General features: G+C 36.6%; 12 protein-coding genes. 6 read left to right on the plus strand and 6 right to left on the minus strand.

What is annotated here, in order from left to right; all coding sequences use genetic code 11:
• Positions 1-116 precede the first annotated feature (116 nt).
• The 5 genes from GTK57_RS07640 (at position 117) to pnp (ending at position 12,756) form a co-directional block, all read left to right on the plus strand.
• Positions 117-3,806, plus strand: a complete 3,690-nt coding sequence (locus tag GTK57_RS07640) for an exodeoxyribonuclease V subunit gamma (protein WP_163122326.1) — start codon at positions 117-119, stop codon at positions 3,804-3,806.
• A 3-nt stretch (positions 3,807-3,809) separates the two neighbouring features.
• Positions 3,810-7,514: a UvrD-helicase domain-containing protein gene (locus GTK57_RS07645; RefSeq protein ID WP_163122329.1), complete on the plus strand. Its 3,705-nt coding sequence runs from the start codon at positions 3,810-3,812 to the stop codon at positions 7,512-7,514.
• 81 nt (positions 7,515-7,595) lie between these two features.
• A complete protein-coding gene (recD, locus tag GTK57_RS07650) occupies positions 7,596-9,344 on the plus strand; it encodes an exodeoxyribonuclease V subunit alpha (RefSeq protein ID WP_163124654.1) in 1,749 nt (582 codons plus the stop codon).
• A gap of 794 nt (positions 9,345-10,138) precedes the next feature.
• Entirely contained in the window at positions 10,139-10,408 is a 270-nt protein-coding gene (rpsO, locus tag GTK57_RS07655) for a 30S ribosomal protein S15 (protein WP_152874857.1), read from the plus strand.
• Between the two features lie 260 nt (positions 10,409-10,668).
• Positions 10,669-12,756, plus strand: coding sequence for a polyribonucleotide nucleotidyltransferase (gene pnp / locus GTK57_RS07660; RefSeq protein ID WP_171522159.1), 2,088 nt, complete (start codon positions 10,669-10,671; stop codon positions 12,754-12,756).
• 68 nt (positions 12,757-12,824) lie between these two features.
• Here the strand turns inward: pnp and GTK57_RS07665 are convergent, their stop codons facing one another.
• Entirely contained in the window at positions 12,825-13,049 is a 225-nt protein-coding gene (locus GTK57_RS07665; RefSeq protein ID WP_152874861.1) for a YdcH family protein, read from the minus strand.
• Between the two features lie 296 nt (positions 13,050-13,345).
• Here GTK57_RS07665 and GTK57_RS07670 point away from each other — a divergent pair, with 296 nt between their 5' ends.
• A complete protein-coding gene (locus GTK57_RS07670; RefSeq protein WP_163122334.1) occupies positions 13,346-14,581 on the plus strand; it encodes a magnesium transporter CorA family protein in 1,236 nt (411 codons plus the stop codon).
• Between the two features lie 105 nt (positions 14,582-14,686).
• Here the strand turns inward: GTK57_RS07670 and GTK57_RS07675 are convergent, their stop codons facing one another.
• The 5 genes from GTK57_RS07675 to GTK57_RS07695 all read right to left on the minus strand — a co-directional run bounded on the left by GTK57_RS07675 (position 14,687) and on the right by GTK57_RS07695 (position 20,827).
• Complete coding sequence (locus GTK57_RS07675; RefSeq protein WP_163122337.1) at positions 14,687-14,950, minus strand: YdcH family protein; 264 nt, start codon at positions 14,948-14,950, stop codon at positions 14,687-14,689.
• 403 nt (positions 14,951-15,353) lie between these two features.
• Entirely contained in the window at positions 15,354-16,229 is an 876-nt protein-coding gene (hslO, locus tag GTK57_RS07680; protein WP_163122339.1) for an Hsp33 family molecular chaperone HslO, read from the minus strand.
• Positions 16,230-16,279: 50 nt separating this feature from the next.
• Positions 16,280-18,121 (minus strand): monovalent cation:proton antiporter-2 (CPA2) family protein, encoded by a 1,842-nt coding sequence (locus GTK57_RS07685; RefSeq protein WP_152874869.1) that lies wholly within the window; start codon positions 18,119-18,121, stop codon positions 16,280-16,282.
• Positions 18,122-18,159: 38 nt separating this feature from the next.
• The gene (locus GTK57_RS07690; RefSeq protein WP_163122341.1) at positions 18,160-20,382 is read right to left on the minus strand and encodes a primosomal protein N'; all 2,223 of its coding nucleotides are present in this window, start codon (positions 20,380-20,382) and stop codon (positions 18,160-18,162) included.
• Positions 20,383-20,617: 235 nt separating this feature from the next.
• On the minus strand, positions 20,618-20,827 hold the full coding sequence (locus GTK57_RS07695; RefSeq protein ID WP_152874872.1) for a cold-shock protein: 210 nt from the start codon (positions 20,825-20,827) through the stop codon (positions 20,618-20,620).
• Positions 20,828-21,057 lie beyond the last annotated feature (230 nt).

The following is a 21,057-nucleotide window of genomic DNA, read 5'->3' on the forward strand; positions in this document are numbered from 1 at the left end:
ATTCAAAGAGTTTTTACACATGAATAATGTTTTTAAAGTGACATAGACAGACATTAAAGTATAGTAAATAATCTTGAAGGTTTTGTATTGCATAAATTGAAAAGGAATGAAATTTAATGGGGATTCATGTCATTCAAAGTCAACGCATTGATGTGCTTGTTGAAGCGATGCTCAAGACTGTTCGAAAACCGACATCTAACCCATTTGAAGTTCTCAAAACACAGCAATTTATTGTGCCATCACCCGCCATAGAAGCGTGGCTTACACAGCGTTTGGCAGAAAAAAAAGGCATCAGTGCAAATACCGCATTTCATCATCGAATTCGTGGTTTTCAATGGTCTGCTTATCAACAGGTTTTACAAGATGATAAAGACAAAGTTCGTAAAGCCAATATTCCAAAATTAATTATTAAATGGCGTGTTTTTCAGGCATTAAAAGAGTTTATTCAAGCGGAACAAAATCCACTCGATTTAAAACATCCGTTGCATCCTATTGTTCAGCGTATTTACGACAGTGCAGATCGATTAGAACAGGGTTTAGAAAAACAGCTAAAAAAGCAAAATATGCTGTATTGGGTTTCTCAGCAAGTTTCGCAATTGTTTTCCAACTACATGAGTTATCGAGGATATTGTCAAAAAGCATGTGTTGGAACGTGCCATTGTCAAACCAATTGGTTAGATGCATGGGGTGAAAATAAAGAACTGAATATTGAAAATATGTTCTTTAAAACAGATACGGAAATCTCAGCGTTTACCTTAAATCAGGCGCAAGAATTAGAAGCGTGGCAACGTTGGTTATGGCAAGAAGTCTTTCATCAAGACTTTAAAGAAATGGAAGAAATTGATGCGTTGTTTTGGCAGGCTTTGGGTGCTCCTGAACAGCCCAATGCTGTTTTAAGCAAGCTTCCCAATCAGCTTGTAGTCTTTACTTTATTAGATTTACCGCCAAGCCAATTGCAATTTTTGCGTCGTTTGGGGCAATACATTGATATTTATATTTTGCATTACAACCCATCGCAAGAATATTGGGCAGATAGCGTCGATCCAAATTGGAAAGCTCGTTATGACGTTCGCGTAAAAGAGCGTTTTATTGAAAAAAATCCAAGCGCAACCGATGAACAAATCCAAAAGTTCTTTGATGAATTTACTTTAAATTTCAATGCACAAACGCGTGAATCTCGTCATCCATTACTCACGCGTTTTGGTAAGCAAGCACGTGATCACTTTTCATTGCTCTCAAGTTTATCTTCGGGTGAAGAAGGCGTTTGGGCAGATTTATTTGTCGATGAATATACAGATTCATTATTGGCAAAAGTTCAGTCCGATGTTCTGTATTTGGTTGAGCCTGAAAAAAATTCGTATGAACTAAAAGCAGATGATGATTCTGTGCAAATTCATGTGTGTCATTCATCGCAAAGACAATTAGAAGTTTTAAAAGATCAGTTGATTCATTGGTTGTCGAATGGCGATAAAGAAAACCCAAGAAGACCTAGTGATATTTTGGTTTTAACGCCCAATTTGAAACAACTTGAACCTTTAATTCGCAGTATTTTTGCACCACCACCAAGCGATAGAAATTTACACCATTCACGTGAAAATCAGGCGCAACGACTAAGCCAAGATAGTGTTTATCTTCCTGTGCAAATTGCAGGTGTGACGCAAATTGATGCCGCAAATGCATGGCGTTCTGTGCTTGGTCGTATTCAACTGGTTCAAGGTCGTTTTACGGTAGAAGATTTTGCAGATTGGCTTGGCTTAAATGCAACCTTACTGCGCTATGAATTAGATATTAATGGCGTAGACAGAATGGTTGAACTGCTGATAGCAGCAGGTTTTAAACGTGGTTTCGATGAAGAACACTTAAAGCAAAGTTTAAAGCAGGGCGATGAAGACTATCGCTACAGTTTTAAATTTGCCTTAGATCGTTTAGCGTTGGGTGTGGCAATTCCTGAACATGCAATTTTCAATGATACTTTGAGTTTTGCGCATGTTTTACCTAGTGATTTTGAGCTTATCGCTAAGCTTATTCAGATTTATCAAGATTTTTCAGCACGTCGAAATTGGATGATTGCACACGAATTAGGAAAGAAAATTCGTGTAGAAAAATGGCTTAAAACCTTAATGGCTGATGTAAATGAGTTTATTGATTTGGGTGTCGACTCATTAAATTCAGTTTATAAACTCATTAAAAAGCAAGACAGAATGTTAACGCTGGCAAGTTTCTACGATGAAGAAAATCATCATGCATTGAACGCTCTCAGTTTGCCTTTGGGCTACATTTTAGAAGAAATAAATGTCTTGCTCGATTCGCAAGTAGAACAAGCCGAACCGACAGGGCAAGTGACTTTTAGCCAAATTGGTCAATTACGTCCGTTGCCTTATAAACTTATTGTGATGCTCAATTTAGATAGTGGAAAGTTCCCAAATCGAAACACGCATTTACCTTTCGATTTAATGGAAATTTTGAAACCACAATTAGGTGATCGTTCACGTTTGGAAGATGAACAAGGCGCATTCTTAGATTCGCTATTATTGGCACAAGAAAATTTGTGGCTGTTCTATAACGGCTTTGATGTCAGCGATGGTGAGGTACGTGACCCATCCACCGTATTGCAAGAGCTTATTCAACATTTAGCCTTCATTGTAAAAGCAGAAAATACAGACTCAAGCTTAAATGAAACCGTGTCGATAGAAGGCATTGAAGTTGCAAAACAATTGCAGTCGATTTATCAGGTTCATACGCTTCAACCATTTGATCCAGTCGGTTTTGAATCTTCTGAAATTGTGCGATATCAAGATCAATGGTTCAAAGTTGCCAATCAAATTCGCTTTGCAAAAGGGCAAAGAACGCAATGGGCGAATACCCAATATCCATTGTTAGAACAAGATATTCAGGTGCTCGATAGCCATCAATGGATTCAAGATGTCACTTTTCCTGCGCATTTATATTTAAAAACTTTAGGCGTGAAAAACTTAAAATCGGAAGATTTACCCGACACCCAAGAGCCGTTGCTTTTAGATGGTTTGGGGCGTTATGCAATGCGAGATTTCTTGAAAAAGTACGATGGAGAAGCAAATTCAGCATTGCTGATGGATAAGCTTCCTATTGGTAAAATTCAAGAAAGTGCATGGCAAATGAGCATGGTTGAACAAGCACAATTAAATGCACGATTACAGCAATATGCAGAAACTGAAACAGCTACAACGCAGCAAATTTGGCGGGTAGATAAGAATCTACATATCAATTTAACCTTGCCAAAACATGGCGCAAAACTTTGGGTAAGCTTAGAAGCATCAAGTGCGCGAGCAAAACGCCGTGCCAAAGTTTGGTTGGAATATTTACTTTGGATTGCCTATTTGAATTTGGGTGATGGCGGTGCCGATCATGCGCGAATTGTTGTTTTTAGTGACAATACAATTGCCTGCGAAGGTGTTTCATCAAATCAAGCACGTTCATATTTAGATTCTTGGTTTAAAGCTTGGGAATATGGTCAAACGCAGCCTTTGGTTTTACCTGCCGCACTGATGTTAAAACCTGCTGAAAAACTCAAAAAACATGAATGGATGTTTGATGAAAATCAGAAAATGATCATTCAAAATATGGATGATTTGTATAAAGATTGGAATTTTGATGGAAAATTCACAGGCTTTTCTGTTTCTGAAAATGAAGCGACCAAACATCATCGAGATTGGCAATTTATTCTACAAGAACAAGATGCCACTATTTTATTGGAAGATGCCTGTAAGCATTTTGCATATGATTTATATCAGCCCATATTTATGCATCAAGTAACGATTGAGGAGTAAAACATGAATCATCCTCAAACTTTAGAAAACGTGTCTTTTGAACCAATTGTAGATATGCAATTTGACGGTCTACATTGGATTGAAGCTTCGGCGGGAACGGGGAAAACCTTTACGCTTTCAAGCTTAATGGTGCGTATTTTTCTTGGACCTTATTTACCAAATCAAGTGATTGCGACCACATTTACTCGTAAAGCAGCCGCAGAACTAAAATCTCGAATTCGAATTCGTTTGGTCGATACCTTAAAGTTTTTTGAGAAATTTCAAAAATCTACTGAAGCTGAAATTCAAGCGCATATTCAACAAGAAAAAGATCCTTTATATAAAAAGGTGTTAAGCGATTATGCAACGCAAGTTGACTATGCTCGTGAACGTTTAAAGTTGGTGATTGATCAATTAGATGAGTTATTTGTTGGAACGCTAGATAGTTTTAGTCAAAAATTATTACGTGAATTTGCCTTTGAAAGTGGCAAAATTGAACGTGCTGAAATTACAGATGATGCGAAAAGTTATACCTTGCAACTTATTCACGATGTTTTGCGTGAATGGATTCAGTCGCAACCACAAAATGTCGTGAATTATTTGCTGTTACAGCAAAAACTCAAATCTGTGGATAATTATGTCGGTGTTGTGGAAAACACGCTTAATTTCGCATCTGCTCAATTTCAACAGATTGAAGCACCGAAAATTAATTTAGATCAGTTTGAAACGGCAATTGATGAACTGCTTGAATTGGATTTAAGCCAAGTTGCGACATTAAGTGAATATTATTTGCCCGATGGTCAATACAACTCTATTGTGGCAAAAAAATGGCGTACCAATGATTTAATGCAAAAAACATTAACAATTGATTTACCCGAGTTTTTTACAGCTTTGGCAGAACGAAAAAGTTATGCTTTATTTGCACCTCATTTTGAAAATACGGTTAAATATCTCACCGAATTATCCACGAAAAAAGTACTGAATAAATGTGCTGAAGATGTTTTAGAAAACTTTAATCATCATGTGGTTATTCGAGCTTTAAAAGCATTTTTTGAAAAAGTCGCTGAGTTAAATATCAGTTTAGATTTGCTAGATGCTTATCTAAAATTCTATTTAAGTAAAGAGGTGAAAAAGCGTTTACCTCAAGTCTTACAGCAAAAAGGTGAAACAACTTTCGCGCAACAAATACGAACGCTGTCAGAAGCTTTACAAGGCGTTCAAGGGCAAAGATTTGCACAATTTGTTCAAGCGAAATATCCACTAATTTTGGTTGATGAATTTCAAGATACCAACCAAGATCAAGACGATATGCTTGCCAGAATTTGGCGTGAACCTAAGCGCTATATGCAAGGCTGTATGATTATGGTCGGCGATCCGAAACAAGCCATTTACGGCTTTCGTGGCGGAGATATGCTGACCTATAACAAAGCTCGTGCAGATGTCATCTTAAAAAAAGGGCATTTGTATAGTTTGAAATACAATCATCGTTCAATTCAAGAATTGGTCGAAGTGGTTGATGCCTTATTCCAACGTCAAATGGATTTTGGCGAAAATGTACCTTATAGCTTGGTAGAAGCTGGTTCACGTCCGCATCCAGCATTGGTCGATGAAAAAGGGCAGAATCATCAACCTTTACGCTGGTTAATGCTTGAAGATAAAAATGATGAAGCCATTCAAGTCGCGTGGAAAATTCGAGATTTACTCAATCAAGGTATCGAAAAAAAATTATATGTAAATGATGCATCGCCACATTATTTAATTGCCGATGATATTGCGATTTTATCGAAGAATCATGATGGTTTAGACAAAGCTCAATATGAGTTGGAACGTTTAGGTATTAAGGTAAATCGTCCATCTAAACGCAGTGTTTTTGATAGCCAAGTTGCGAAAGATGTCGGTGCATTTTTAACAGCCATTATGTATCCATACGATGAAGGCAAAATAAAACGCGCATTACTCAGCCGATTATTAAACTTTAATTTGCAACAATTAATCGCGCTTGAACAGCAACCTGAAGGCTTAACAACGTTTATTTACGACTTCGATTTAATTCGAGAAATGTGGCTTGAAAAAGGCTTTTTAACCGCTTGGCAATATGCGCTGAATTTATTTCGAATTTGGGAAAATTTAGTTGCAACACAAAGTCGGGAAAATGAACGAGCTGTGGTGAATTTACGCCATTTGACTGAAGTTTTAAGTCAGCATAGTGAACAATATCAAGGGGCGCAAAGTCTTTATCATTGGTATTTGAAGCAACTGCAATCGCCAAGTGAACGAGAATGGGAGCTTGAGCGAAAACTGTCGAATGAGGCAGGTGTGCAGTTGATGACCATTCATCAATCGAAAGGTCTTGAATTTAAAATCGTCTTTTTATTGGGCGCAGATAAAGATTTTCGTGAAATGGGGAAAACCCTCAACTTTTCCACAGTTGAACAGGTTAATCCACAAACAGGTAAAACCGAATTACAACGTGTTGTTGCTGTAAATAATGAACTCATTGTTTCAGAACAAGATGTAAATCAACACAATGCGCGAGCAGAAGCGGAACAGCATCGTTTGTGGTATGTGGCTTTAACTCGGGGAAGTTACCGTGTTTATGCCATGTTGCAAGATCAAAAAGGCAAATCGAACACAGGTTTAGCATTTTGGCGTGGTCAAGGTGCAGATGTTTTTCAGCATCCTTTTAGTGTAGATGAAGCCCTATTAACAGAGCGACCGCCAATACGAAAAGCATCAGAAGCAGAGCCAATGGCTTTATATGCACAGCAATTTCCAATGCAACGTTTTTATCCAAGAACAAAAACTAGTTTTAGTGCTTTGGCGCAACATTTAACACGCAAGCAAGCTATTGATGCTTTAGCGGTAAAAACTGAAAAAATGGAAAGTGCAGAAGATGAAATTAATTTAGTTCCTGAAATTGAAATGATTACGACACAACCTATTGCGTGGATTAAACGTAATTTCCCAATGGGAACATTGGCAGGTAACTTTTTACACGAAATTTTTGAACATATCGATTTTCAAGATTCAAGCGAATGGCATTTAGAAATTCATCGTCGTTTTAAAAATGATTATCCTAGTTTATGGTTGGAACTATCGGAAAAATATCATCAAGAATTTATTGAAGGTTCGGAAGATCAACTCATTGCTTTATTGGCAGAATGGTTAAACGATGTTTTAACAACGCCATTGCACCAAAATTTTATGCTGAATCAATTAAGCGTGGAAAATCATTTGGCAGAATTTCCATTCTATTTGTCCTTGTCAGATCATGTCTTAGCAACAAAACGTATTTATCAATTATTTGCAGAATACGGTATTGAAATGCTTGAACTGAATGATGCAAATTCAGCACGTTATTTAACAGGTTCTATCGATTTGGTGTATTTCGATGGTCAGCAATACCAAATTGCCGATTATAAAAGTAATTTCTTAGGTACAGACCAATCTCAATATAGTACAAATGAAATTAAGCAAAGTATGTCACAAACCAGTTATTGGTTACAGGCAGGTTTATATTTAGTTGCTTTACATCGCTATTTAAAAGTTCAACTCGAAGGCTATGATATTCATCAACATTTAGGTGGGGCAAGTTATCTGTATTTAAGGGGGATGAATGGCGAGAAATCGCAAGGAATACATTATTGGAAACCCGAAGCAGAGTTTATTTTGCGACTTGATTCTATATTAGGCAGTTTTTCTGTCGATAAACTACCCGAAAAAGTCTAAATCATTAAAAAAAGATTCGATTAAACATGATATTAGTCTGTGGATAACTTTGAGGATAATTGTGTGGAAAACAAGCGGAAAATGATTAAACAACAACCTGAAAGCCACGCAGTAGAGTGGTTTCAGACATGGAGTGATTTTTTAGCAAAATCGCCATTTAATCATGCAGAAAAATCGGAAAATTCCACAAAAATTATGCAAGATGTTCTTGAAGCTGCATCACAAGGTGATAGTTGTATTGCGTTGAATACGGATGATTTAGCATCTTTAAAAGACTTGGTGATTCATAAAGATGATGTATCAAGCCAAAATGTTGCACCATTTATACATGATGATCAGTATTTGTATTTATACCGATATTGGGTGCTAGAGAATGCGCTTTGTCAGCAAGTTACACGCTTAAAAAATCAAAAAGTATCTGCTATTTCACTCAATCAATATAATGATTTACTTGAAGATTCACATCAAAAAAATGCTTTGTCTATGGTGGCTACAAATGGCTTTAGCATTATTACAGGTGGGCCTGGAACAGGTAAAACCTATACTTTAGCGCGTATTATTGCGGTGCTAAATCAAGAAATTTCTGATATCCGAATTGCCATGGCAGCACCAACAGGTAAAGCTGCACAACGAATGAAAGAAGCATTACAAAAGTCGTTTGAAGATGAAAAATTACAAAACTTATTAAGTAAAGATTTAAAACGACTTACACCTATTACCATTCATCGTTTATTGGGTTTAGGAAATGGTCATCTACCACGTTTTCATGAAAAGCAGCCATTGCCATACGATGTTATTGTGATTGATGAAGCTTCAATGCTCGATTTAAGTTTGGCAAAAATGCTATTTGCCGCTGTGCCAGATCAGGCAAGGCTTATTTTATTAGGCGATGCCAATCAGCTTGCTTCTGTAGATGTTGGTTCTGTATTGGCAGATTTACAAAATGTTGAATCACTACAATCTAACTTTGTAAATTTAGTCACAAGCCGACGTTTTAAAGACGGTGCTTTAATTGGTGAAATGGCGAAATTCATTCAACAATCACATGATGATCAATCTGCGGAATCCATCTTAGATGCTTTTCATAAAGCAGTTGTTCAGCCAAGTCATTTAATTGAAATCGTCCTTTCAAAAGACATGCAAGATCAGGTGAATTTGGAATATTTGCCTACAGAATTATCGAATCAATCAGATTTAACAGCTTACTACGATAAATTGATGTTGGGTTATGCATCTTATGTGCAAGCACTAAAACAATATTTGGAAAGCGATGAACCTGAGTTACTTGTAAATTCTATTGTTCAAATTTTTGATGATTACAGAATTTTAACAGCCATACGACATGGTACTTTTGGCTTAACGCAAATCAATCATCAAATTGAACAGCGCATTTTAAGTCAGTTAAATAGTGTGAAGCAGGGTGATTGGTATGTTGGACGGCCTGTAATGATGACTTATAACGACTATCAGTTGGGCTTGTCGAATGGTGATATTGGTATTTGTTTTAATAAAATGAATGATGGAAAAGCGCAATACAATGTGTATTTTCCAAGTCTAGAAAAGTGGGTGCTCGCAACACGATTGCCTAAAAATATAGAAACAGCATTTGCTTTAACCATTCATAAATCACAAGGTTCAGAATTTACGCATACTGCGGTGGTGTTGGATCAAGCTGCACAAAATTTACTGAGCAAAGAACTTATTTATACGGCAATTACGCGTGCAAAAGCTGCGGTTAGCTTATTGGTAGATCGGCAATCTTTTGTACAAGCTTTAACGGTTAAGACATCTAGGAAAAGTGGTATTCAAAATAAATTGAACAAAGTATAAAAAATAGCTATTGATTTTAAATACTTTTTTGATCTTGTACGAAATGGCTTACAAAGATTCAAGCGATTTGCGCATAGAGCTTTGCTTTGGTTTTTGAGAAGATTAGTTTGTACAACAAACCAAGCAAGGAATGCTGGGTAATCGTCAAAATATAAGAATAAAGTCATTAGACAACGAGCTTACAGTGAAGTAAGTGAAAGAGGAAATTTACAGCCGCTAAGCCTTGTAGTTTTGGGAGAGACTACAAGGCTTTTCTTTGTGTGCTAAACCGATTCTGAAACACACAATGTATGTCAAAGCTTACAAAAATATAAGAAAATGGCGAATACATCACGTTATTATATGTGGCAAACTAGCATCCATAAGGAAAGTTAAGTATCCCATGGATGGTTTACATTAAAATAAAAAGACGCAATGAAGCGTAAAATACGACTATAAATAAAACAATAATATCAATAAAAGAAGAAAATACAGCGCAATAAAGCGGTTTGGGTTTGCCCAAACCGCTTTATATATTTAATGGTTAATATATATTTATAAAACTTATATTTGAATTATCTATGTGTATTGTAACGGTTAAAGTTTGTACATATTGTAGTTTTTATATTAACAAATCAATTTCCTGATATTTTTAGAATTTTGAAAAATCCTTACCAATTTCTCTTTTGCAATTCAGTGCTTTTTACCTTAAAATGGTTGGCTTGCTGTAGTGATGCACGGCAGTCAAATTGGTTTTGAAGAATCAATTTGATTTGTATCAAACTAAACTTATATAAGCATCTCGGAGAAATCGAATGGCTTTAACAAACGCAGATCGCGCAGAGATCATTGCAAAATTCGCTCGCGCTGAAAACGACACTGGTTCACCAGAAGTTCAAGTATCTTTATTAACTGCACAAATCAATGATTTGCAAGGTCACTTTAAAGAACATAAGCACGACCATCATAGCCGTCGCGGTCTTATCCGTATGGTTAACCAACGTCGTAAGCTTCTTGATTACCTTAAAGGTAAAGATGCTACTCGTTACAGCGCTTTGATTGCTGCTTTAGGTTTACGTCGTTAATTCGATTTAAGCTTTGTTTTTCGGATTATTGCATGTTAAGTGCTTTAGTACAGAAGACAAAAGAATATCTAGTCTCGGCTAGGTAATGGGGAAGGGGCGAATGTTTCGCTCCTTCTTTGTGTTTAAAATTAGTATGTTTGATTCTGGTGAGGTCGGCTTCTAAGCTTTGTCATTTATGCTTCAGAACTATTGAGTTGCTGTGAATGCCAAACCTTAGGGGTCTCCACTAGAATAATTTCGGGAAACAAAAATACATGTCTATGTTTAATATTATTCGTAAAGAGTTTCAATTTGGTCAACACCAAGTTGTATTAGAGACAGGTCGCGTTGCACGTCAAGCGAATACTGTTGTGATTACAATGGGTGGCGTGACTGTACTTGTTGCAATCGTTGCACAACCAAAAGCTAAAGCGGGTCAAGATTTCTTCCCACTTACAGTTAACTATCAAGAAAAACAATATGCTGCAGGTCGTATCCCAGGTGGTTATGGTAAGCGCGAAGGCCGTCAGTCTGAATCTGAAACTTTAATTTCACGTCTTATTGACCGTCCAATTCGTCCATTGTTCCCAGAAGGTTTCTACAATGAAATTCAAGTAACAGCGACTGTTATTTCTTCTGATAAAACAATGGATGCTGACATTGCTGCAATGTTGGGTACTTCAGCTGCAATGTCAATTGCAGGTGTTCCATTCCGTGGTCCAATTGCGGGTGCGCGTGTTGGTTTAATCAATGGCGAATACATTCTTAACCCGAACCACGAACAATTAAAAGAATCTGATCTTGATCTTGTTGTGGCAGGTACTGAAGCTGCAGTATTGATGGTTGAGTCTGAAGCTAAAGAGCTTTCAGAAGATCAAATGCTTGGCGCTGTACTTTTCGGTCATGACGAAATGCAAATCGCAATTCAAGCGATTAAAGAATTTGCAGCAGCAGCAGGCGCGGTTGAGTCAACTTGGGTTGCTCCAGTTAAAAATGAAGCACTTCTTGCTCAATTGAAAGAAGCATTTGAAGCGAAAATCTCTGAAGCATACACGATTGCGGTAAAACAAGACCGTTATGCAGCATTAGATGCACTTCACGCAGAAGCTGTTGCGCAGTTTGTTCCTGAAGAAGACGAAACTGGCATTGCTGCTGAAGTTGACGAATTATTTGAAGACTTAAAATACCGTACAGTACGTGACAACATTTTGTCTGGTAAGCCACGTATTGATGGTCGTGATACTAAAACTGTACGTGCAATTGACGTTCAAGTTGGCGTATTAGGTCGTGCGCACGGTTCTGCATTATTTACACGTGGTGAAACTCAAGCGTTAGTGACAACTACACTTGGTAATACACGTGATGCGTTGATGGTTGATACCCTTGCAGGTACAAAAACTGACAACTTCATGCTTCACTATAACTTCCCTGCATACTCTGTAGGTGAAACTGGTCGTGAATCTGGTCCTAAACGTCGTGAAATTGGTCACGGTCGTTTGGCTCGTCGTGGTGTTCAAGCAGTTCTTCCTGCAGCTGACCGCTTCCCGTACGTGATTCGTATCGTATCTGACATCACTGAATCTAACGGTTCGTCTTCAATGGCTTCTGTATGTGGTGCTTCTCTATCACTTATGGATGCAGGTGTTCCACTTAAAGCACCAGTTGCGGGTATCGCAATGGGTCTAGTGAAAGAAGGCGAGCGTTTCGCAGTTCTTTCTGACATCTTAGGTGATGAAGATCACTTAGGCGACATGGACTTTAAAGTGGCAGGTTCTGCAAACGGTATTACTGCACTTCAAATGGACATCAAAATTGAAGGTATCACTGAAGAGATCATGGAATCTGCATTAAACCAAGCTTATGCTGGTCGTATGCACATCTTGAACGAGATGAACCAAGTGATTTCACGTGCGCGTCCTGAAATTTCAATGCATGCACCAACTTTCCAAGTGATTAACATCAATCCGGATAAAATCCGTGATGTAATCGGTAAAGGCGGCGCGACTATTCGTGCAATCACTGAAGAAACTAAAGCTGCAATCGATATCGAAGATAACGGTACAGTTCGCGTATTCGGTGAAACTAAAGCAGCTGCAGCTGCTGCGGTTGCGAAAATTCAAGCGCTTACTGCTGAAATCGAACCTGGTACACTTTATGTAGGTAAAGTTATCCGTATCGTTGAGTTTGGTGCGTTTGTAAATATTCTTCCAGGTACTGATGGTTTACTTCATATTTCTCAAATCTCTAACGAACGCATTGCGAACGTTGCAGACGTGTTGAAAGAAGGTCAGGAAATTAAAGTACAAGTTGCGGATGTAGATAACCGTGGCCGTATTAAATTAACAATGAAAGATATTGAGCAAGCATAATTGCTCAATGTTTTAATTGTTTGAAAAAAAGCCCGCGTTATGCGGGCTTTTTTTTGTTTTAAGTGATGTTATTCAGTCGTGGTTTCTGCTTGTTTAAGCATGATGTAAAGTTCATCCTTTAGTTTGAGTTTCTTTCTTTTTAATAGGTCTATTTCATTGATATTACTTGTGATTGGGTCTTTTTCTAAGCGAAGAATTTCATGATCAATGGCATTGTGTTCTTCAAAAACTTTTGAAAAGTGAGCGTTATCTTGTTTGAGTTTACTAATTAATGAACGATATTCTGGAAACATTGCATTACCTCATCGAGCTAGAAAATTATGCCTATACACTGCATATAGGCTATGTATATTTATCTCTATAATTCAAGATTAGCATTTTGGTTTAGAAAAGGCATAACAAATATAAGTGATTATGTTACTAGAATGTAAGTTTGATGAATTTTATTTTTATTTAATTTAATCAAGATTTTAAGTGTTGGTATTGTTGGTTTTGAAAAATATAGATTTAAAGTAACAGATCATTTTTTTAAAATAATTTATGATCGAACAATAAGTTAAAGCAAATCATATATTCAACGAGTGAATTTATGCAGACCTATTATTTTTATCTACATCCTGAATTACAAACCATTTATGTTAAAAAAGAACGAGATCAAGTTTTAGAGCCTGAATTTATATGGGTAGATTGTACACGTGAAGATGTTGTAAGTAGGTCTGAGTTTTGGCAACAAGAAATATTTGAATGTAGTGGTATTCGGACAAATGAATATCATCTAAAAGATATTTTAAATTTAGATCATCCATGTACTTTTGATACGATGGATGATTACGATTTACTGATTTTTAGGAAATTGATTACACCCGATGACCAAATTAAAACAGATGAAAAATCACTTGAAGTACATGAAAAAATATTTGGGCTAAGTACGACACCGATTAGTTTTATTATGACATCTCAGGTTCTAATTACGGTTCGAGAGCTTGGTAATAAGGCATTTGAAAGTTATGTTCAGCGTATAGAAACCATTTCTGCCAAAGCTGTTGAGGAGCAAAACAAGCCACGAAAATTACCCAATATGCCTTTGGATTTATCCCTTAGATTATTAAATGCAATGGTAGATGGATATCTAGATTTAAGAGTGCCTTTAACGCGAAGAATTGAACATTGGCAGCAAGAGCTATTACAAGGGCATCGTAGATTTACAAAATGGCATCAGCTATTACAAGAAAATATGGCTTTTCAACAAATTGAAAATTTATGTGAAGAGCAAATTGAATGCCTGCAAGAGTTACGAGATGAAATAGTAGAAAATTACAGTCATTTAAAAGCAAAAAAGCGTAGTGAAAAGCAAGATATTATTTTGGTTCGTATGGATGATTTGTCGAGTCATATTGAGCGAATCCAAAAACATACCACACGTTTACGCAGTGCGGTTCAGGCTGCCATAGATTTACATTTTTCTGCGGTTGCCAATCAGACCAATGAAAACATGCGAATTCTTGCCATTATTACAGCAGTTTTTGCACCTTTAACCTTATTAACAGGAATCTATGGAATGAATTTTGTGTTCATTCCTGGGCTTAAATCGCCAACGGGGTTTTGGATTATGTTGGGCATTATGCTTATGACAACATTGTTATTGCTTTACTATTTTTATCGTCGTCATTTGGTTGGGCGAGGGGAAAGAAGTGTCATTGATATGCTTGCACAACAACATAAAGATCAGCATATGAATTTGTTTTGGTTTTTAGATGAAATGCCCATTAAACAAACGGTCAAAGAAACACTTAAAACAGTGGAAAAGCTCACCAAATATAAGTGATTGATTTTTATTTGTTTCAATAAATAAGAAACTGCACATCTATTGAATTTGATGTACAGTTTGATTTGAGTCGTTCACTTTTTACAATGAAATAGTCAATGTAATTTAGACATTTAGTTCAGGTTTAAAATTGCATAGTAGTCGATACATTTCATCTTTAATTTTTAATTTTTGGCGTTTTAAGCTTTCTATTGAATCATTAATCAAATTTACAGGATTCTGTTCAAGTTGATTAATTTCTTTATCTAAGATTTCATGATCTTCGAACATTTTTGCAAAATGCGCATTATCTTCACGTAGCTTTTGTATAATGTCTCGAAACTCGGGAAACATATTTTTTAGTTTTTTATTACATTCTTTCGTGTTCATAAGCCATTTATATCCTCATCTGAGTGACAGGGAAGACACATTCGTTATGAATATGTCAGCATTAAAACCAAATTTTTTACTCTTCTAATAAGTCATTTAAGTTAAGTTGGTATGACATGAAATTGTCTGAATTTGATTTATTATTAAGTGATTTTTACATATTACAGTATTGCAGAACTGTACCTTATTGTTTCTAAATGTGACAAAAAAATTTACCTGAGGTTTTTCAAGTTGATTGAATATTTTGCTGAAGCGAGATTACGACCAACGGTACTGCAATATGTGGTATTTCATCTATTAAAGTGTTTTTCTATCTGTAAATAATAATGTATGAATTTGTTTTATATAAATAAAAAAGGATGATATAAATCATCCTTTTTTCTTAAAAATAGAATTTAATACATTAACTTAAATGCTCACCAAAAAGTGCTAAAGCTTGCTCTGCTGTAAATTGGTACTGTGAGTTACAGAACTGGCAATCCATTGCAATTGGATTTTGATGTTCAAGCGTTTCTCTTACAGCATCTATACCAATCTGTACAAGTGCTGTTTCGCAGCGTTCTTTTGAGCATGTGCAGCCAAATTTAAGTTGTTCAGCATCGGGTAAGCGTACTTCTTCTTCGTTATATAAACGATATAAAATTTCTGTCGCATCTAAGCTTGTTAATTCTTCTGTTTTTAAAGTTGAAGTTAACATGGTTAGGCGAGGCCATAGGTCTTCATCAACCATTTTTTGTTCTTCTTCATTGTTACGTGGTAACAATTGAATCAGTAAACCACCTGAACGTTGACCGTCGCTACCTAAAGCAATACAAGTCGGAATTTGTGCCGACAAGTCGTAATATTGCATTAAGCAGCTTGCTAAATCTGGTTTATCTAACGGAACAATACCTTGGTAGCGTTCACCAAATTCAGGTTCAATATTAATAAATAGAACAGGGCTGACTAATGTTTTTAATACGGTACTGCTATCTTCTGCTTGTTCAAAAATAGGATCCGATTCATAGTCTGCTAAAGCGCGAACTTCACCTAAATGGTTGCATTCAGCCATTGCCCATTTTAGTGTGCCTGAGGCTTGAATTTGAAGGCTAATACGTCCTTTAATTTTTAAAGTACTTGCAAGTAGTGCAGTCGCACTTAGCATTTCACCAAGTAAAATTTGAATTGCCTTTGCATAGTCGCGTTGAGCAAGAATAGTTTGCAAAGCTTCTTCAAGATGAACGACTTCACCACGAATAGGGCTATCTTCAATATAAAAGCGTTGACGTAAATCAGACATAAATTTCTCCATAACCCTGTCTTAATGGTGACGATATTCTAAAACACAAGTCACTTCGATTCATCACGAGTAACATCAATTCGATTGGCTTCTAAGCCACGTTTTAAATCGACACCTGTTGGTGCTTCTCGTACAAGTGCATCACTTTCAAATAGATGTTCAAGTTCAGCAAGCGCATTGCGATGCGACTCATACACTTTCTCTTCATCTGTATAAACACGTTGTTGTTGTGCCAATGCTTTTTCATCGAAATCACGAAAAAGCTCAATGCTTTTGTAAGCATCGCTTTCGCTAATACCTAAATCGCACAGTACTCGATATGCCATACCTAAAGAAGATAAATAGGTTTCACGCCAAATATGTTCAACGCCCAAATCTCTTAATAAATGCACATGATGGCGGTCTCTTGCGCGAACTAATATTTTTAAATCTGGATAGTTGAGGCGAATATGACGTGCAACATTCATTGAATCTTCAATATCATCGATAGCAAGAACAAAAACTTTGGCATGTTCAATGCCTGAAGCACGTAAAATTTCAGGTTGTGTGGCATCGCCATAATAGACTTTGCCTCCATATTTTCTAACGAAATCTACTTTTTCTAAACTAATATCAATGGCTGTAAATGGCAGGTGTTGTAAATGCGCAACACGTGCGATGATTTGTCCAAAACGACCAAAGCCCGCAATAATCATTGGATTATCTGTATTTGGAATTTCATCGTAAATGGGTGCGACTTTTTTATCGAATAGGGGAACAATAAAACGGTTGATGAACCAATATAAAATTGGGGTAAGCACCATAGATAATGTCACGATGAGAACTAAGGGCTGAATCATTGTCTGACTAAGCACATGCTCACTTAGAGCGACATTAAAGACCACAAATGCAAATTCACCGCCTTGGGCTAAGCAAGTTGCAAGTAATAAACTATTGCGCCATGAATATTGGAAATATCTTGCAATAGCAGTTAGTGAAAGCAATTTGATGATGAGTAGGATGAGTGTTCCACCAATAATCAGCCAAGGCATATCAATCAATAAAGACAATTGTGTGGTCATACCTACAGTCATAAAGAATAGACCGAGTAATAAGCCTTTAAAGGGAGCAATACTTGCTTCTAACTCATGGCGGAATTCGGAATCTGCAAGCAATACGCCTGTTAAGAATGCGCCAAGCGTGGTGCTAATACCTAAAACATCCATTAACGATACAACGGCAAGAATAATAAATAGTCCGACTGCTGTAATTAGTTCATTTGCTCCACTTTTTGCAACAAAGCGGAAAAATGGACGCATCAAATAACGGCTAAATAAAAATAAACCCGTAAAGGTTGCAATAATCGCTGCAAAATACGCAACGCCATGATGAACGGAATCGTTACCTGCAAGGAGAGGAATAATGGCAATGAGGGGGATTGCTGCAATATCTTGAAAAAGCAAAATCGAAAAAGACTGCTGCCCGTAAGTGGTATTGAGTTCTTGTTTTTCACTGAGTAATTGAAGTGCAAAAGCAGTTGAAGATAAAGCCAAAGCAAAGCCAATCACAATACTTGAAGCAAAACTTTGTTGTAGGACAAACATCGCAATAAGTGCGAGTAAAATGCCTGTTAATCCAACTTGTGTACTACCAATGACAAAAATAGATTTACGTAGTTCCCATAACCTTTGTGGGCGTAATTCTAAGCCAATGATGAACATGAGTAGGATGACACCAAACTCAGCCAATTGTTTAATAGATTCAGGATCGCTTGCGATATTAAATACGCTAGGTCCGAGCAAAATACCTGTAAATAAATAACCTAAAACTGCTGCAATGCCAAACCGCTTGAGCAAAGGCACAAAAATTAAGGATGCTCCAAGGAAAATGGTAAATTGCAACAGTAATGACATGCGCTGTCCTAAAAGTTATAGATAGATTTACTATTAAATTAGCTGAGTTCTTGCGGGTCTATATCTAGACTTAGTTTCATACCTGATGGCTTTTGTTGCAACATATTTTGCCACCATTGGCGAATATAAAAATGCAAACGCGCTCTGTCTGTAGATAACAACACCATATGTGCTTGGAAGCGTCCTGCTTTACGTTCCATAGGAGCAGGAATAGGTCCCCAAATATCAATTAAGTTTTCAGAATTATCACGAAGCAATTGTGCATATTGTTTTAAAAAATCTTGATTGATGTCTTGGCTTTTAGATTCACATCGAATTAAAGCCGAATAACGTGCAGGAGGGAGTAAAGCCATTTTACGTTCAGCTAAAGTTTGCTGTGCAAATTTGCGATAATCTTCTTGAACAAGTGTGTTTAACAGCGGATGGTCTGGTCGTAAAGTTTGCAGGTAAACATCGCCTTTATGTTCTCCACGACCTGCACGACCTGAAACTTGAACAATGAGTTGTGCTGTGCGTTCAGGTGCGCGGAAATCTACACTGAGCAAGCCTGAGTCGATATCTAAAATAGCAACCAAGGTGACATATGGAAAATGATGACCTTTTGCCAGCATTTGTGTTCCGAGCAAAATAACAGGTTCGCTCGTTTGAATTCGATCATAAATTTTTTGCCAACTTCCAACACGACTTGTTGAGTCACGATCTACGCGAATGACATCAAAATTTGGAAATAATTCATTTAAATGATCTTCCACTTTTGCTGTTCCCATACCAATAGGTTTGAGTTCGGTATGATTACATTGCGGACATTGGTCAGGTTTACGATGAATAGTCCCACAATGATGACAATGCAAATGTGGGTAAGGCTTATTGTGTAGAGTGAAATTAGCATCGCAATTTGGGCATTTTGCTTGCCAAGCACAGCTATCGCAAATAAGAACAGGCGCATAACCACGACGGTTTAAGAAAATTAAAACCTGTTCTTTTTTTTCTAATTTTCTTTGTATTTCTTGAATTAAAACTTGGCTAATACCATGTTGTTTTTGTGCAATCTTTAAATCGAGTACATGGATTTTAGGCATTATAGCCGCACCTGCACGTTGATTTAGCTCAAGCTTTTGCATTTTACCTTGATCAACCAAAGCATAACTTTCAATACTAGGTGTTGCAGAGCCTAAAACAATTGGACAGCTTTCTAAATGTGCACGATATAAAGCAACATCACGTGCGTGATAGCGAAAACCTTCTTGTTGCTTAAATGAAAGATCATGTTCTTCATCTAGAATAATTAAACCTAAATTTGGAAGCGGTGTATAAATTGCCGAACGTGTGCCTAAAATAATAGAAGCTTTGCCAGATTGAGCATGTTGCCAAGCTTGTAGGCGTTTGGAATCATTAAGTCCGGAATGTAAAAGGGCAATGTTGCAATGAAAGCGAGATTGGAAACGGCTTACTGTTTGAGGTGTTAAGCCAATTTCAGGCACTAAAACTAAAACTTGCTTCCCTTTCTTTAAAACCTCTTGCATGATTTGCAAATAAACTTCGGTTTTACCACTACCTGTTAATCCATCGAGTAGAAAAGCTTGATATTTATTTTGATATTTTAAAACGGTATCAATCGCATATTTCTGATCTTCATTTGCGGTTAAAGGCATTTGTGCCATGCTCATTGGCATAGGTGTTTGATCTTGCTTTTCTAAAACACATTCACAAATTTGCTTTTTCTCTAAAGCTTTTAATGTGCTGGTTTCAACGCCTGCTAAATTGAGAATATTTTCAGTTGTTGCTACTGGATGTAGCTTTAAAATTTTATAGGCTTCTTGTTGTTTTTCAGAGCGTTTAAGTTTGTTTTCGGCATCAAAATCTAAAAGATTCCAAACCCGTGCAAGAATGTCGGCTGGTTTACCTTGGCGTAATAAGGTTGGTAATGCTGCTTGCATAACTTCACCAATTGGAAATTGGTAATATTGAGCAGACCACGCCATAAGTTTTAAAGTCTTGGCATCTAAAATTGCATGATCATCTAATAGCTCAGTAATGGCTTTTAGCTTAAATTTAGAATCTGTAGGTGCATCTAATGGGAGTTTTTCCATAATGATGCCCACTAAATTCTGGCGACCAAATGAAACCAAAACACGTGAACCAATTTCAGCTTGTTGATATTGTTCAGGGCTGAGCATGTAATCAAAACAATCATATAAATAAACAGGCACAGCTACGCGAATACGAAGAGGGGCTGAACTGCTTGAATAGGTGTTTTGCATAATGCTCGATTCTGTCCTTTTATAGAAGACACTACATTTTTAGAAGATGTAATTTAGATATTGTTGGTCATGACTATGAATTATTTTAGTGCTTAGATGCAACATTACAAAGAAAAATTAATTATTTTGAGCAGTTGTGATGGGGATATGTGAAAGAGGGGATTAAAATTAATATTTAGCTTTATAACAGGCAAAAAAAAAGCACTATAAAGTGCTTTTTTTTACATGCTGCTAATTAAAGAGCAACGATGTTTACAGCGTTCGGGCCTTTTTGACCTTGAGCGATGCTGAAAGAAACTTTTTGGCCTTCTGCTAAAGTTTTGAAACCTGAGCTAGCGATTTCGCTGAAATGAGCAAAAACGTCTGGACCTGATTCTTGTTGAATGAAACCAAAACCTTTAGTTTCGTTGAACCATTTTACTGTACCAGTAACTGTGTTAGACATAATAACATCCTACTTAAATTTGTTGACTTTTAGCCACTATTACATGGCTGATAAGAACTTTGAAAAATAATAAAGTTTAATATCTGAAAAAACGAAGGATTATGACTAAAACTGCGATACTTAAAGAAGGTTACTAAACAAGAATTTTTCTAGTTGAGTTAATAATATAGCAAATAAATAATTTATCAAGTTTTATCACGAGAAAAATATGTTTATTTCTTGTGTATGAA

The sequence above is a fragment of the Acinetobacter portensis genome, assembly GCF_010646905.1.
Taxonomy (GTDB): Bacteria; Pseudomonadota; Gammaproteobacteria; order Pseudomonadales; family Moraxellaceae; genus Acinetobacter; species Acinetobacter portensis.